Genomic DNA, 15,461 nt, shown 5'->3' on the forward strand with positions numbered 1-15,461 from the left:
TATTTTTTTAAATAAAAACAATGAAATACTTAATCGTAGGCCTTGGTAATAAAGGCGATGAATATAAAGAAACAAGACATAATATAGGCTTTAAAGTTGCAGAAAAGATAGCAGAAGCCATAGATGCACCATTTAATACAACCAATTTTGGGTGGATGGCCGAAGGGAAATACAAAGGAAGAAAAGTCTTTGTCCTAAAGCCGGATACTTATATGAATCTTAGTGGAAATGCTGTACGCTACTGGATGCAGAAAGAAAATATTCCGTTAGAAAATCTGTTGATTGTTACCGATGATTTGGCGTTGCCATTCGGCACCCTGCGAATGAAAATGAAAGGCAGCCATGGCGGGCATAACGGGCTGCGCAATATCGAAGCTGTACTAAATACAGGTCAATATACACGTCTTCGTTTTGGAATTTCTGCAGATTTTAAAGAAGGTCAGCAAGTAGATTATGTTCTGGGTGGCTGGAGTGAAGAAGAAAAAGAAAAGCTGCAGGAAAGAATTGATAAGTTTTCTCAAGCAGCTTTATCTTTTGTATTTGCAGGTATACAGAATACGATGTCCGGTTTTAACGGAAAATAAAATTCTGATTACATAGACCTTTTGTGATCCACTATAACGTGGGATTCTTTGATTTGTTTATAATCTGTTCGGAAGCCAACCAGATTTACAGCTATATTGTTTTCTTTTGCTGTAATATTTGCAAACTCCTGAATAAGATCTAAAACATCTGTGGCAATATAAGATGTACGCTTTCCGTTAATTGTTACCTGCGATCCTGGTTGAATATTCTTCAGGGTCTTTTTGATTGCAGCTTTATTCAGGAAAGATACTTCCTCAGCAAGCTCAATTGTGATAGCATCAGCATCTTCCAACTCCTCACGGCTTAGGTAGTAAGCACGTTTCATATTCCCAAGAAGAATAAAGATAATACTGATTACTAAACCAAGAGCTACACCCTTTAACAGGTCTGTGAAAACGACAGCAAGCATAGTTGCCATAAATGGAATAAACTGATATTTTCCTTTGTCCCAGAAGTGCTTTATTGTTGCAGGTTTTGCCAGCTTATAGCCTACAAGGATAAGGACAGCAGCAAGAGTTGCCAATGGAATCATATTTAGGATTGCAGGAATACTTAGTACACATACTAACAATAGTACACCATGGATAATGGCAGATAATTTGGTTGTAGCACCTGCATTGGCATTCGCTGAACTTCTTACAACTACCGATGTCATAGGTAATCCACCAATAAATGAGCTGATGAGGTTACCAATTCCCTGTGCGCGAAGTTCCTGATTGGTATCAGTAATTCTTTTCTTAAAATCCATTCTGTCCGCAGCTTCAATACAAAGAAGCGTTTCGATAGAGGCTACAATTGCAATTGTAATACCTGTTACCCATACTGCGGGCATTGTAAAACCAGTAAAGTTTGGAAAGGTAATCAATGCTTTGAAGTCTTCTGCAGATTTCGGTACAGGAAGCTTCACCAGGTGATCTGTAGTCACAGCTAAAGAGCTTCCGGAAGACGTAAACAACAGATTAATCACAATCCCTGCTGTCACTGCTACAAGAGCCGCAGGAAGCATTTTTATTTTTTTCAATGCAGGAATTTTGTCCCACACAATCAGAATAGCTATTGAAATTGCAAAAATTAATATTGCTCCCGGATGAATTGCAGAGGCGATTTCATTCATATATGGAACAAGATTGAATCCATTGTCAAATAATGTTTGTTTACCTTCATAGTCCTTGTCGAAGCCTAATGCATGAGGTAGCTGGGTCAGAATAATGATGATCCCGATCCCTGCAAGCATCCCTTCGATAACGGCTGTAGGTATATAATTGGAAATACTTCCGGCTTTTAGGAAGCCTAAGATTAGCTGAGTAGCTCCGGCGATAATTCCGGCACAAAGAAACAGATCAAATGCTCCTAATTCGGTCACTGAAGCCAGGATGATAGCTGTGAGGCCTGCGGCAGGACCGGTTACACTGATGTTAGATGTACTGAGAAAGCCTACAATGATACCGCCGATAATTCCGGCAATAATACCCGATAAAGGTGGGGCACCAGAAGCTAAAGCAATACCTAAACAAAGAGGTAAAGCGACAAGAAAAACAACCAGACCTGATGCAAAGTTGGGTTTAACATCGCTGAATATATTGGTTTTATTTTGTTTCATAATATTAATTTTAATGATGGATCAACACCTTATGTAAAGACATAAAATATTTACCAGCATATCATATATAGAATATGTTGAACCAGAGATTGTTTCAATACTTTTGATATTGAAATGACTGATACATTATACCTGAACTGAGTACAAGTATGTTTTTATTGAAAAATTTGAGAATTCATGGATTAGTTTTTTTTCGCTTGAAAAATAATGATATGAAGATCGATTCTCAATAAATCAATAAAAAGAAAAATTAATTTGGATAAAAAGCTTTGTGTAAAAGCTGTGAAAGAGTGTATTATGCCTCCGGAGGAGGGGAAAATATCATAAGAAGGGGATCTACACGTTTGCTATCGTCGTAAAGAACAAATGCTTTCTTGAGATTGTGGTCCCTATGTATTTTTTGAATTTGCAAAGGCTCGCTGTGTAACTGCTCTTCACTCATTCGTTTGATTTTTACTTCTTCTTCAGAAAGGTTTTGTGACATAGTAGGTAGATCCCAATCCATTAGTTTGGCAATACTCGGTAGTGCCATGAAATTGAGAAAAACTCCTAATATGATAATACTTATATATTTCACTTTCTGAAAATGAAGACTTTATAATGCAAAAATAATGCAAAAATTAATTCACTGATGTTAATTATTTATTACGCATCATCCAATCAGAATTGGTAAGATCGTAAATTTTTTGGATGTCTTTCAGGATGTTTTCAAAATCAATCTCTAAATCAATTAATTTTCCTGTTCTCAAATCGAATACCCATCCGTGTACAATAGGGAAATTTTCAGTGATATATCTTTCCTGTACACAAGCCATTTTGATAACGTTGATACACTGCTCCTGAACGTTTAGCTCAACAAGACGGTCGTATCTTTTGTGCTCGTCTTTAATAGAATCTAGTTCTGCTTGGTGAATTCTGTAAACATCACGAATGTTTCTTAACCAAGGATTTAAAAGTCCTAAATCCTGAGGAGTCATAGCAGCCTTAACACCTCCACAGTTGTAGTGTCCACATACAATAATGTGCTTTACTTTTAAATGTTCTACAGCGTACTGAATAACAGAAGTAGAGCTCATGTCTAAAGTGTTCACAACATTGGCAATGTTACGTGTAACGAATACTTCCCCTGGTTTAGCGCCCATTAGTTCTTCAGCAGTAGCTCTACTGTCTGAGCAACCAATGTAAAGGTACTCCGGAGTTTGTGTTGCGGCAAGATTTGTAAAGAAATCTTGATCCTGAGAGAGTTTGCTCTCTACCCATTTCCGATTGTTCTCGAAAATTTGTTCATAAGAATTTGACATAAATAAAAAATTAAAATTTATTGGGGCTAAAAATATGCAAAATCTGATAGAAAAATTCTATAATTTATCAGGTTTAATATTTTTTTAACATGATATCACTTTACCAGTCAGTATTTCGCATAAAAAAAGCAACAATACATTGTTGCTTTAGAATTATCTAATTTTCTGATTGTACAGTTTTACGTCCAATACTTTTGTAAAAGAAACCATGTTTGGATGGTAACTCAGTAGAGAACATATTACGTCCGTCGAATATAGCTTTGTTTTTTAACTTTTTTGCTATTAGTTCGAAGTTCGGGTTCTTAAATTCCGGCCATTCAGTACAGATTAACAAAGCATCTGCACCTTCCAAAGCGGAATACATATCTTTTGCATAGCTAATTTTGTCACCAAGAATCTTTTGTACATTGCCTTCAGCAATACTGTCAAAAGCTATAACTTCAGCACCTTTTTCAAGTAATAAAGCGATATTGTCTAAAGAAGAAGCCTCACGGATATCGTCGGTATTTGCTTTAAAAGCTAATCCCCACACTGCAATTTTTTTACCTTGTATGTTTCCGTTGAAATATTCCTCGATAGCAGGAACCAGAATTGTTTTTTGTTTTTGGTTAGTTTCTTCAGTGGATTTTAAGATTTCGAAATCGAATCCCTGTTCGCTACCACTTTTTATCAGTGCTTTTACATCTTTAGGAAAACAGCTTCCTCCATATCCGATTCCCGGGAATAAGAAACGATGTCCGATTCTGTTATCAGATCCCATTCCTAATCTTATTTTGTCAACATCAGCCCCTACCATTTCACAGAAGTTAGCAATTTCATTCATGAAGGTAATTTTTACGGCTAAGAATGAGTTGGCTGCATATTTGGTCAGTTCGGAAGATTTTTCATCCATGTAGATGATTGGAATACCGATATTGCTAAAAGGCTCGTACAGATTCGCCATCAAATTTTTAGCTCTTTCGGAGCTGGTGCCTATAACAACCCTGGAAGGATTCATACAGTCTTCAACAGCATAGCCTTCTCTTAAAAATTCAGGATTAGAAACTACATCAAATTCTACGGATGCAAATGCTGCAATAGTCTCCCTTACTCTGTCAGCAGTTCCTACCGGAACAGTACTTTTATTTACGATAACTTTGTAATCCGTAATTAGCTTACCAATATTTTCAGAAACGTTCAGGACGTATGAAAGATCTGCTGAGCCGTCTTCTCCCGGAGGGGTTGGAAGCGCAAGAAAAACAATTTCAGATTGATCCAAAGCTTCTTTAAGATCTGTCGTAAAATGTAAACGTTCTGCCTGAATGTTTCTTAAAAATGTTTCCTCCAGATTAGGCTCATAAATCGGAACAATTCCGTTCTTCATGCCCTCTACTTTCTTTTCATCAATGTCTACGCAGAAAACTGAATTCCCCAGTTCTGCCAGACATGTTCCGGTAACAAGGCCTACATAGCCCGTTCCAACTATCGTAATATTCAATGTTTTGTCTTTAAAAGATAATATGCAAAATTACTAAATAAACTAATCTGTATTTCGCTTTTTTGTGCTTATTTGATTTCTTTAATACTTATTCCAATACCTCCGCTTGGAGCCAGTCTTTTTTTCAGAATAGTAGCGGAGGATACTTTTTGTTTATTTATTTTATAATCTATTGTACTGGTTTTCCAGTCAGCATTCTTTCCGTCTTCATAAATAATAGCTTCAAAATTTCTCCCTTTTGGTAAAAAGCTAAGATTAATTGTTGCTGTTCTTTCATTTTCATCAGTGATACCACCAACAAACCATTCATTTTTATTTTTTGCCTTACGTGCAATCGTAATGTAATCTCCGGGTTCAGCTTCCAGAATATAAGTGTTGTCCCAGTCTGCTGCTACATCTTTGATGAATTGGAAGGCATCCATGTGTTTTTTGTAATTTTCTGGAAGGTCAGCGGCCATCTGTAGTGGGCTGTATAAAGTTACATAGAGCGCTAATTGTTTTACCAGGGTTGTACTAAGCCTGGCTTTGTTTTTACCATATACGGAAAGATCTCCCTGGAAAATCCCAGGCGTGTAATCCATAGGGCCACCCATTAATCTTGTGAAAGGCAGGATGGTGGTGTGATCGGGGTTGTTTCCGTTGAAAGACTCAAATTCAGTTCCTCTCGCAGACTCCTGAGCTATCCAGTTAGGATAGGTTCGAGATCGTCCGGTGGGTCTTACTGCTTCATGGGAGTTTACCATAATTTTGTACTGCGCCGCCTTTTGAGCTACAAAGTTATAATGATTGACCATCCATTGTCCGTCATGATATTCACTTCTTGGAATAATGGGACCAACATATCCAGTTTTTACAGCTGTATATCCATACTTATTCATGAAAGAAAATGCATCATCCAATTGTCTTTCGTAGTCGGCTGCTGAAGAGGTCGTTTCATGATGCATGATTATCTTTATGCCTTTTGCTTTCGCATAAGCCTGTAATTCTTCTACATTGAAGTCCGGATAGGCTTTTGTAAAGCTGTATATTTTTTCCTTTCCATAAGCCCAGTTGTCTTCCCAACCTTCATTCCAGCCTTCGACAAGTATGGCATCAAATCCATTTTCAGCGGCAAAGTCTATGTATTCTTTCACGTGCTGGGTATTGGCCCCATGATGTTGGTTAGGTTTTAGTCGGGTGTAATCTGTTTCTCCAATTATAATATCCTGATTGTCGCTATAAGCCCAGGTAGATCCTCCTCCTGTAAAGTATTCCCACCAGACACCAATGTATTTTGTAGGCTTTATCCATGATGTGTCTTCAATTTTGCTTGGGTCGTTTAGATTTAGGATAAGTTTAGAGGCGAGTATGTCGCGTGCATCGTCACTGACCACGATAGTTCTCCATGGAGTATTCATCTGAGTTTGTATGTAGGCTTTTTCGCCATTTTTATTAGGGGTAAGATGAGTGCTTAATTTATAGTTCTTATCATCTACATTCAGATGCATAGCGGGATAATCGACCAATGCAGCTTCATGAATGTTGATATATAAACCATTATCAGCTTTTAACATGAGCGGCGTTTGTACAGCCAGGTTTTTTGATGGCGCTTTTGCTGCTAAAGGCTCATCTCTTGCGGTCTCTATTAGTGAAGATATTTCGGAAATTCTAGAGGTCGTAATTCGGAATTCGTTAGTGTCATAATCTGCAGGAATCCAGAAAGCTTTGCAGTTCTGGGCCAGATTGAATTCTGAAAGCTCTTCGTCTATACGAAAGTGTCTTAGGTCTTTTTGAATTGGAAATTCGTATCTGAATCCCAGGCCATCATTAAAAAGCCTAAATCTGATGTTGAGTTGATATCCGGTTTTGGCTTGCTGTAAAGAAATAAGCATCTCATTATGATTGTCTCGGATTGTTTTTTGCTCGCCTAATACAGGGTTCCATGATGTATCGGAGGAGGAAAATTGTGTGTTGGTTATTTTAAAGCTTTCTGCAAAAGAAGTTGGGCTGCTAATTAAAAAGCCAAGCTTGCTACTTTTTACTACATCTTTATTTTTATATTTCAATCTGTAATAGGCTTCGCCTTTCTCATTTAGTAAAAAGCTGAGGGTAAGATTTTTGTCAGGAGATTCCAGCTTTTGAGCCTGAATGAAAACTGAAATAAATAGTATGAGAAAGCAGGCTGTAAAATGCTTCATGAGGTTTTCTGTTTGTGGTTAATTAGATGGGTGAAGTTACAAAAAAAGCCTTTTGAAGAATAATTGTTTGGTTTTGAATGTTTTTCGTGCAGATATTTTTTATTAAAATGTTGGTTTTCTGCGTGTATGTTTGTGATTTTCAAAATAAAAAACTATATTTGCAGAAGTTTTACGGAATTCAATGCAAAGGCCTTCGGAAGAAAGCCTTTTTTCGTAGACATAACAATGAAATATGGAATTTAGGGAGCGCGTACAAGAATTAGTGGATCAGTACCTTGCAACAAGGGAAGATTTGTTTTTAATTGAACTTAAAATTTCTGCAGATAGCAATATTACAGTTATTATTGACGGAGACCAGAGTGTAAGTCTTCAGGATTGTCTGGATGTTAGCCGTGCAGTAGAATTTCAGTTAGACAGAGAAGAGCATGATTTTAGTCTTCAGGTAATGTCACCAGGACTTTCAGAACCGTTGAAGTTACCAAGACAATTTGCTAAAAATATTGGAAGAGAACTGGATGTATTGTTGAATGATGATACAAAAATTCAGGGTGAATTAAAGATTGTTGGTGAAGATTCAATTACCTTAGAGCTGAAATACAGACGTCCTAAGCTTGTAGGGAAAGGTAAAGAAGATGTAATAGAAGACCGGATAATTCCATTGACTGAAATTAAAAAAGCCCTTGTGGTAATTAAATTTTGATTGAAAAAGATAAATAAAAAAGATGAGCAATATAATAAACAATATAGCGTTAATTGAATCCTTTGGGGATTTTAAAGATGAAAAAGGGATCAGTAAGATTGACCTTATGGCGATTATTGAAGATTCACTTAAGACTCTTTTAAGAAAAAGATACGATTCAGATGATCACTTTGATGTTATTGTAAATCCTGATAAAGGAGATTTCCAGATTTTCTTAAACAAGAGAATTGTTGAGGATGAAATGTCAGAAGATGATGATCTTGAAATTGAAATTTCTGAAGCTAAGAAAATCGATCCGACTTTCGAAGTAGGAGAAGAATTTACTCAGGAAATTCCGGTTGCACAGTTAGGAAGAAGAAATATTCTTACATTAAAACAAATCCTGGCAACTAAGCTTCAGGAACATAATAATGCAATGTTATATGATCAATTCCGTGATAGGATTGGTGAAATTGCAGTAGGAGAAGTACACCATATTCGTCACAAACATGTAATTTTGTTAGATGATGAAGGGAATGAATTTATTTTACCAAAAGAAAATCAGATTCCTTCAGACTTCTTTAGAAAAGGAGATAGCGTACGTGCAGTAATCGAAAGTGTAGACTTTAAAGGTTCTAAACCTCAGATTATTGTTTCCAGAACTGCTCCTAAATTCTTAGAAAAATTATTAGAACTTGAAATTCCTGAAATCCAGGACGGAACTATTATCCTGAAGAAAGTAGTTAGAATTCCAGGTGAAAAGGCGAAAATTGCTGTTGACGCTTACGATGACAGAATTGACCCTGTAGGAGCTTGTGTTGGGGTGAAAGGATCAAGAATTCATGGAGTAGTAAGAGAGCTTCGTAATGAGAATATTGATGTGATTCAATGGTCTAAAAATCCTGAGATCTTAGTGAAGAGAGCTCTAGGAAATGTTAATATTCAGAAAGCTGATATGAACGAAGAGCAGTCGCATGCTTTAGTATATGCTCCGGCAGAAGAGATCTCCAAAATTATTGGGAAACAAGGACAGAATATACGTCTTGCATCTTGGTTAACAGGATATAATATCGATGTATACAGAGATAAGGAAGAAGGTGACGATGTTGAGTTAGTAGAATTTGCTGACGAGATCGAAGAATGGATCATTAATGAGTTTAAAAAAGTTGGTCTTGATACTGCAAGAAGTGTACTGGATAAAGAAACAGCTGCATTGGTGGGTATGACTGATCTTGAGTTAGAAACCATTGAGGAAGTAAAACAAATATTGAGAGACGAATTAGACGACTAATCTGGATCTTAACCCAATTTTTATAATAATTACGAATTTAAAAATTCAAAAGAACGAATATTTTTTATGCCAAAAATTAGATTGAATAAAGCGGTAAAGGAACTTAACATCTCTATCTCCAGAGCTGTAGAATATCTACAGTCTAAAGGGATTGAAGTGGAAAGTAATCCTAACGCTCTATTAGAAAGCGAGGCATTTTCTGCATTGGAGGCTGAGTTCCGTAAAGATGGCGAACAGAAGAAAGCTTCCCATGAGGTTGTGATCTCTAAAGTTCCGGATGAAAAACTGGAAATAGAAGAGGTTAAACCTGAGGTGATAAGAGCCAAAGCTGCACCGCAAACTGGTGCCAAAATTTTAGGGAAAATTGATTTGGGAGAAGAGAAGCCGAAAGAAGTAGAAGAAGCTCCTAAGCCAGAACCTGTAAAAGAACCTGCCCAGCCTGTTGTTGAAAAAACAGAGGAGCCTCAGGAGCAGGAATTCAAAGTTTTAGGTAAAATTGATTTATCTCAGATTAGATCAGACAGACCTAAACATTCTGATAAAAAAGATAAAAAACCAGAAGCTCCTAAAAAAGAAGAGCCGAAGGTACAAGCTGAAGCACCGAAAGCGGAAGTAAAACCTGTTGAGAAAAAAGTGGAAGAAGTAAAACCTGCTCAGCCGGAAACTCCGCAAGAGCCACAGAAAATTGAAACTGTTTATCAGAAATTGGATGGTCCAAAAATCTTGAAAGAGAAAGTGGATTTATCACAGTTCCAGCAAAAGCCTAAGAAAGAAAGTGGAGATAACTCTTTCAAGAAGAAAAGAAAGAGAATAACCAAGGAAGGAGGAAACCAAGGGCAGAATAACAACAATAACCAGGGACAAAATAACAACCAGGGCGGAAATAATAATAACAATAATAATTCCGACAGAAAGCCTTTTAACAGAGGTGGTAACCAACAAGGTGGTAACAACAACAACCGTGGAGGTAACAATAACAACCGTGGTGGAAATAATAATAACCGTGGTGGTAATAACAACAGGAATAAGGTTATGCCTGTTGAATTAACTGATGAACAAGTTAAAAACCAGATTAAAGAAACTTTAGAGAAGCTTACTAATAAAGGTGGTAAATCTAAAGGAGCTAAGCACAGAAGAGAAAAAAGGTCTTTCAGAAGAGAGCAGGACGAGCTTCAGCAAGAAATGGAAGCACAAGACAGAACTCTTAAAGTAACTGAATTCATTACGGTAAGCGAATTAGCGAGCCTTATGAATGTAAGTGCTACTGAGGTAATTTCTGCTTGTTTCTCTTTAGGTGTAATGGTTACAATGAACCAACGTTTGGAAGCTGATACACTTACATTAGTTGCTGATGAATTTGGTTATAAAGTTGAATTCTCGGATGCGGATATCGATGATGCTTCATTAGAAGAAGAACCGGATGCAGAAGAAGATTTATCAAAAAGAGCTCCTATTGTTACAGTAATGGGACACGTAGATCACGGTAAAACATCCCTATTGGACTACATTCGTAAAACGAACGTAATTGCAGGGGAATCTGGGGGTATTACACAGCACATCGGAGCTTACAATGTGAAGCTTGATAATGGTGAGAAAATTACATTCTTAGATACACCTGGTCACGAAGCCTTTACAGCGATGAGAGCGTGTGGTGCTCAGGTAACTGATATTGCAATTATTGTAATTGCAGCGGATGATGACGTGATGCCACAAACTAAAGAAGCAATTGCCCATGCTCAAGCAGCAGGTGTACCAATGATTATTGCAATTAACAAAGTAGATAAGCCGGGAGCAAACCCTGATAATATCCGCCAGCAACTTTCGGGGATGAATATCCTTGTAGAAGAGTGGGGCGGTAATGTTCAGGCTCAGGAGATTTCTGCTAAGTTTGGTAATAACGTAGATACACTTTTAGAAAAAGTATTAATCCAGGCAGAGTTATTAGAATTAAAAGCGAATGCGGATAGAAAAGCTTCCGGAGTAGTTATTGAAGCTGCTTTAGATAAAGGAAGAGGTTATGTGGCTACTATGTTAGTACAAAATGGTACACTTAAAATTGGTGACTATGTATTAGCAGGTAAAAACCACGGTAAGGTGAAGGCAATGCTTGATGAAAGAGGTAAGCCTATGCAAGAAGCCGGACCTTCTATTCCTGTAACGATACTTGGTCTTGACGGAGCGCCTACAGCAGGTGATAAATTCAGAGTTTTTGAAGATGAACGTGAAGCGAAGTCAATTGCAACTAAACGTGAACAACTTCAGCGTGAGCAGACAATCAGAACTAAGAAGCATCTTACGCTTGATGAAATCGGTCGTCGTATTGCATTAGGAGACTTCAAAGAGTTGAATATTATCCTTAAAGGTGACGTGGATGGATCTGTAGAGGCGCTTTCTGATATGTTAGCAAGATTATCTACTGAAGAAATCCATATTAACATCCTTCATAAAGGTGTAGGACAGATTACTGAGTCTGACGTGTTGTTAGCTTCTGCATCTGATGCTATTATTATTGGCTTTAATGTAAGAGCTGGTGGTAATGCAAAAGACCTTGCTGATAAGGAGGAGATTGAAATCAGAACTTATTCTGTAATCTACGACGCAATTGACGAGGTTAAAGAAGCGATGGAAGGAATGCTTTCTCCTGAGATCAAAGAACAGGTTATTGGTAACGTTGAGATCCGTGAAACTTTCAAGATTTCCAAAGTTGGAACAATTGCAGGTTGTATGGTACTGACAGGTAAGATAACCAGAAACTCTAAGATCAGACTAATCCGTGATGGAATTGTACAACATACAGGTGAGTTAGAGAGTTTAAAACGTTTCAAAGATGATGTTAAAGAAGTAACTAAAGGTTACGAATGTGGTCTTAATATTAAAGGCTATAATGATATCGAAATTGGCGATATACTCGAGGTTTACGAAGAAGTAGCTGTTAAGAAGAAATTGAAATAATTCAATTTATATATAGAAAGCCCCTGTTAAAATTAACAGGGGCTTTTTTTATGTAAAAATTTAATATTAGCCTTAATTAAGAAAAATTTAAACTTTGTTATTATATGTTAATAATCTCTTTAAACTGTGTAATGATGGGGTTTTTAACATTTGATATGTCTTGTAGTAAGTTTAATTATGGCTGAGTAAGTCTTAGTGCTTCATTTTTAATGATTGCTATTGTGATTCTGTTGGTTAAAAATATTCTATTTTATAAAAAATGTTAAAATGTAGTATTAATCGGTGTTTGTTGAGTGTTGAATAGGTTTGTTAACAGATTGTCCTTTGAGGTGATTTATCCTTATTGAATTTTAACATTTAGTTAATAATTTAACAATATCAATGTGTAATAATTTGTTAATTATATAAAATAATGTTGTAAAAAAAATGAATTTTACGTGTATTAATATTTTTTAACATATTTGTCTGTTGAAATATTAAATATTGTTAATATGAATGTAAAATTTAAAGTATTGAGTGCAGGGGTTTTGTTCTTTATGGGACAAAATATTATGGCTCAGTCAGTGAAGAAGGACACTGCTGCTTCAACAAAAACTATTGAAGAAGTAGTAGTAGTAGGTTTTGGACAGAAAAAAACTGTAAAAGAATTAACAGGTTCTGTAGGAACGATGACAGCTAAGGCTATTGAAGATAACCCTGTTTCTGCTTCTGTAGATAAAATGTTGCAAGGTAGAGTTGCCGGAGTTCAAACAGGTGTTTCTAATGGTCAGCCTGGTGGATTCGCTTCTGTTCGTGTAAGAGGTATCTCTTCTATTAATGGTGTTAAAGATCCTATTTATGTTATTGATGGAGTTCGTGTAAAGTCAGGAGATTTATCTAGTAACTCTACTACCGGAAATATCTTAGCGAGTCTTAACCCAAATGATATAGAAAATATCAGTGTTTTGAAAGACGCGGTTTCTACGGCGATGTATGGAGCGGATGCTGGTTCTGGGGTAATTATTATTACAACAAAATCTGGTAAAAAAGGTAAAGCAAAGTTTAGTTTAAACTTTACTCAGGGGATTACTAGCGATGCTGTAAAAAGACAAAGAGGATTAACTGCCGATGAATATAAAAAATTACTTACTTATTCTGTTATGAATAGATATCAGGGAGCAAATGATCCTGGTTTCGTAGGTAAAAGCTATCAGGAAGTTTATGACTTTTTAAAGGCGGGAGGTTCCGATGTTAAGGGAGATCTTAAAAAAACTGATATTGCTAATGTTTTAAATAGTCCGTATAATACAAACTGGAAAGATGCAACTCAGAAAAATGAAGCTTATCAGACTAATGTAGATTTCTCTCTTTCTGGAGGAAATGATAAACTGAGCTACTTCAGTTCGATCAACTATTTTGATCAGCAGTCTACAGTAAAGGGAGCTAACTTTAAAAGATTAGCTGCATCTACAAGAGTTGGGTACCAAGCTACAGAAAAGCTTAAAATTACTACAGATATCCAAATGTCTTACGGTAAAACAAATACTTTATCGGAAGGTGGAGCTACAGCCAACCCAATTTTAGCACAATATTTTAACAGACCTACGGATGCTTTAAGAAATGCTGATGGGTCTTGGAATCTAGGGCAAAGCGGTCGTTTGACTAACGGTAAATTCAACGTTGCTGCGCTTCAGGATCTGAACTATAGCAGAAATGAAACAGCGAGAGTTTTTGCAAACTTACAGGCTGAATACAAAATCATAAAAGGTCTTACTTATAAATTCGTTTTTGCACCGGAATTTATTAATATCCTGGAAAATGCATATTACTCCCCATTACATGGTGATGGATATGCCTATCAAGGAAGAAAAACTGATATATCTTCAAGATATTTTAGTTTTAATGTGCAGAATATGTTAACGTATAACTTTAAAGCGGGAGTAAATAACTTCAACTTTACAGCATTACAGGAAGCTTACAGAACTCAAAAAGACATGGTAATTGCCAGAGGTAGTACTGTAGGGTCTCCATTCTTGGAAACAATGGATAATTTTATTCAACCACTTGGAGTAGGAGGTAGAAAAGTTATTGATTCAAGATGGGGTTATGGTCTTATTGGACACTGGGATTATGATAGAATCATAATGGTGGATGGATCGTACAGAAGAGACGTTCTGTCTAACTTTACTCCGGGTAAAAAAGCAGGTAATTTCTGGTCTGCAGGGGTTGCGCTAGATGTTGCGAGATTCGGATTCTTAAAGAATGATCCTGCAATTTCAATGTTAAAACTTAGAGCATCCTATGGTAAGGTAGGTAACCAGGTGAGAGCAAATCCTTATGCATTATATACTTATATAGGAAACTACAATGCTTTAGCAGCTGGTGACTTGAGAGGAGTTTATAATCCTAACCTTTCTTGGGAAACTATTAATCCTTTTAACGTAGGTGTAGATTTCGGATTCCTGAATAACAGAATTACTTTTACAGCAGAATATTACAACAAAAAATCTAAAGACCTTATCTATGAATTACCATTGCAGGTATCTCAGGGTATGACCAGCTACAATGCAAACATTGGAGATATGGTAAATAAAGGTTTTGAATTCTCTGTTAATGCGGAAATCTTAAAGAATCCACACGGACTTAACTGGAGTGTAAATGCAAACCTTTCTACGCTAAGTAATAAAATCACTAAGTTATATGGAGGAGACGTTGTAAATCCAACAATTGATGGTATTACTATGAGTGGTATGATTCTTCGTCAGGGAGAGAGTATTAATTCTTACTATATGAGAAAATGGGCAGGTGTAGACCCAAGAAACGGAGATCCACTATGGTATCTTAACGGTAAGGATGGTGAAACTACTAATAACTATAACTTAGCTAAAGAGGAAATTCAAGGAAATGCTTTAAGTAAAGTTACAGGTGGATTTGGTACTAACCTTAGTTATAAGAATATTAGCTTAGATGCATTCTTTACATACGGATTCGGAGGTAAAATCCTAGATAAGTGGATGGGTAATGTTGTTTCTGATGGAGCAAGTGTATATGATACACCTGGGTATGCTTCTCAGATGGATTTCTGGACTCCGGAAAATCCAAATGCTGCTAATCCTATGCCTATTTATTCATTAGGAAATAAAAGAGGTTATGGATTGTCTACAAGAAGAATGTTTAAGGCTGATTATATAAGATTAAGTAATCTTAAAATTGCTTATACTTTCAAAGGAGATGTGTTAGAAAAAACAGGTCTTACATCATTACAGATTTATTTATTAGGAAATAATATCTGGACTTATAAATTCGACAAAAACTTAAAATTAGATCCGGAAATTAATTTGGCAGGTAACTACGATTTAGGATTGCCAATTCAGAAGGCGTTTATGTTAGGGGTTAATTTCGGATTTTAATTAAAAAAAT

The 15,461-nt window shown here is 36.4% G+C and carries 10 protein-coding genes; 5 read left to right on the forward strand and 5 right to left on the reverse strand.

The window, feature by feature from the left end; all coding sequences use genetic code 11:
• Positions 1 to 20 precede the first annotated feature (20 nt).
• Positions 21 to 584 (forward strand): aminoacyl-tRNA hydrolase, encoded by a 564-nt coding sequence (pth, locus tag AYC65_RS18990; protein ID WP_034871668.1) that lies wholly within the window; start codon positions 21 to 23, stop codon positions 582 to 584.
• Positions 585 to 592: 8 nt separating this feature from the next.
• Here pth and AYC65_RS18995 read toward each other — a convergent pair whose 3' ends face one another.
• From AYC65_RS18995 to AYC65_RS19015, 5 genes are all read right to left on the reverse strand, one after another.
• On the reverse strand, positions 593 to 2,185 hold the full coding sequence (locus tag AYC65_RS18995) for a SulP family inorganic anion transporter (protein WP_034871667.1): 1,593 nt from the start codon (positions 2,183 to 2,185) through the stop codon (positions 593 to 595).
• 295 nt (positions 2,186 to 2,480) lie between these two features.
• Positions 2,481 to 2,690 carry a hypothetical protein gene (locus AYC65_RS19000; protein WP_234300405.1) on the reverse strand — a complete coding sequence of 70 codons (210 nt, stop codon included), beginning with the start codon at positions 2,688 to 2,690 and terminating at the stop codon, positions 2,481 to 2,483.
• 133 nt (positions 2,691 to 2,823) lie between these two features.
• The gene (locus AYC65_RS19005) at positions 2,824 to 3,486 is read right to left on the reverse strand and encodes a carbonic anhydrase (protein ID WP_034871665.1); all 663 of its coding nucleotides are present in this window, start codon (positions 3,484 to 3,486) and stop codon (positions 2,824 to 2,826) included.
• Between the two features lie 157 nt (positions 3,487 to 3,643).
• The gene (locus tag AYC65_RS19010; RefSeq protein WP_034871664.1) at positions 3,644 to 4,963 is read right to left on the reverse strand and encodes a UDP-glucose dehydrogenase family protein; all 1,320 of its coding nucleotides are present in this window, start codon (positions 4,961 to 4,963) and stop codon (positions 3,644 to 3,646) included.
• Between the two features lie 68 nt (positions 4,964 to 5,031).
• Positions 5,032 to 7,140: a glycoside hydrolase family 97 protein gene (locus tag AYC65_RS19015; protein ID WP_034871663.1), complete on the reverse strand. Its 2,109-nt coding sequence runs from the start codon at positions 7,138 to 7,140 to the stop codon at positions 5,032 to 5,034.
• Positions 7,141 to 7,372: 232 nt separating this feature from the next.
• Here AYC65_RS19015 and rimP point away from each other — a divergent pair, with 232 nt between their 5' ends.
• From rimP to AYC65_RS19035, 4 genes are all read left to right on the forward strand, one after another.
• Positions 7,373 to 7,840 (forward strand): ribosome assembly cofactor RimP, encoded by a 468-nt coding sequence (rimP, locus tag AYC65_RS19020; RefSeq protein WP_034871662.1) that lies wholly within the window; start codon positions 7,373 to 7,375, stop codon positions 7,838 to 7,840.
• A gap of 34 nt (positions 7,841 to 7,874) precedes the next feature.
• On the forward strand, positions 7,875 to 9,110 hold the full coding sequence (gene nusA / locus AYC65_RS19025; RefSeq protein ID WP_034871968.1) for a transcription termination factor NusA: 1,236 nt from the start codon (positions 7,875 to 7,877) through the stop codon (positions 9,108 to 9,110).
• Between the two features lie 66 nt (positions 9,111 to 9,176).
• A complete protein-coding gene (infB, locus tag AYC65_RS19030; RefSeq protein ID WP_078674609.1) occupies positions 9,177 to 12,062 on the forward strand; it encodes a translation initiation factor IF-2 in 2,886 nt (961 codons plus the stop codon).
• Positions 12,063 to 12,553: 491 nt separating this feature from the next.
• Positions 12,554 to 15,451 carry a SusC/RagA family TonB-linked outer membrane protein gene (locus AYC65_RS19035; protein WP_034871660.1) on the forward strand — a complete coding sequence of 966 codons (2,898 nt, stop codon included), beginning with the start codon at positions 12,554 to 12,556 and terminating at the stop codon, positions 15,449 to 15,451.
• The last annotated feature ends 10 nt before the right edge of the window (positions 15,452 to 15,461 follow it).

The organism is Elizabethkingia bruuniana (genome assembly GCF_002024805.1).
In the GTDB taxonomy this organism is placed as follows: domain Bacteria; phylum Bacteroidota; class Bacteroidia; order Flavobacteriales; family Weeksellaceae; genus Elizabethkingia; species Elizabethkingia bruuniana.

What these genes read in the sequence shown, in the direction of transcription:
- pth (WP_034871668.1), top strand. Translation starts at nt 21, where the DNA reads ATGAAATACTTAATCGTAGGCCTTGGTAATAAAGGCGATGAATATAAA.
- AYC65_RS18995 (WP_034871667.1), bottom strand. Translation starts at nt 2,185, where the DNA reads ATGAAACAAAATAAAACCAATATATTCAGCGATGTTAAACCCAACTTT.
- AYC65_RS19000 (WP_234300405.1), bottom strand. Translation starts at nt 2,690, where the DNA reads ATGGATTGGGATCTACCTACTATGTCACAAAACCTTTCTGAAGAAGAA.
- AYC65_RS19005 (WP_034871665.1), bottom strand. Translation starts at nt 3,486, where the DNA reads ATGTCAAATTCTTATGAACAAATTTTCGAGAACAATCGGAAATGGGTA.
- AYC65_RS19015 (WP_034871663.1), bottom strand. Translation starts at nt 7,140, where the DNA reads ATGAAGCATTTTACAGCCTGCTTTCTCATACTATTTATTTCAGTTTTC.
- rimP (WP_034871662.1), top strand. Translation starts at nt 7,373, where the DNA reads ATGGAATTTAGGGAGCGCGTACAAGAATTAGTGGATCAGTACCTTGCA.
- infB (WP_078674609.1), top strand. Translation starts at nt 9,177, where the DNA reads ATGCCAAAAATTAGATTGAATAAAGCGGTAAAGGAACTTAACATCTCT.
- AYC65_RS19035 (WP_034871660.1), top strand. Translation starts at nt 12,554, where the DNA reads ATGAATGTAAAATTTAAAGTATTGAGTGCAGGGGTTTTGTTCTTTATG.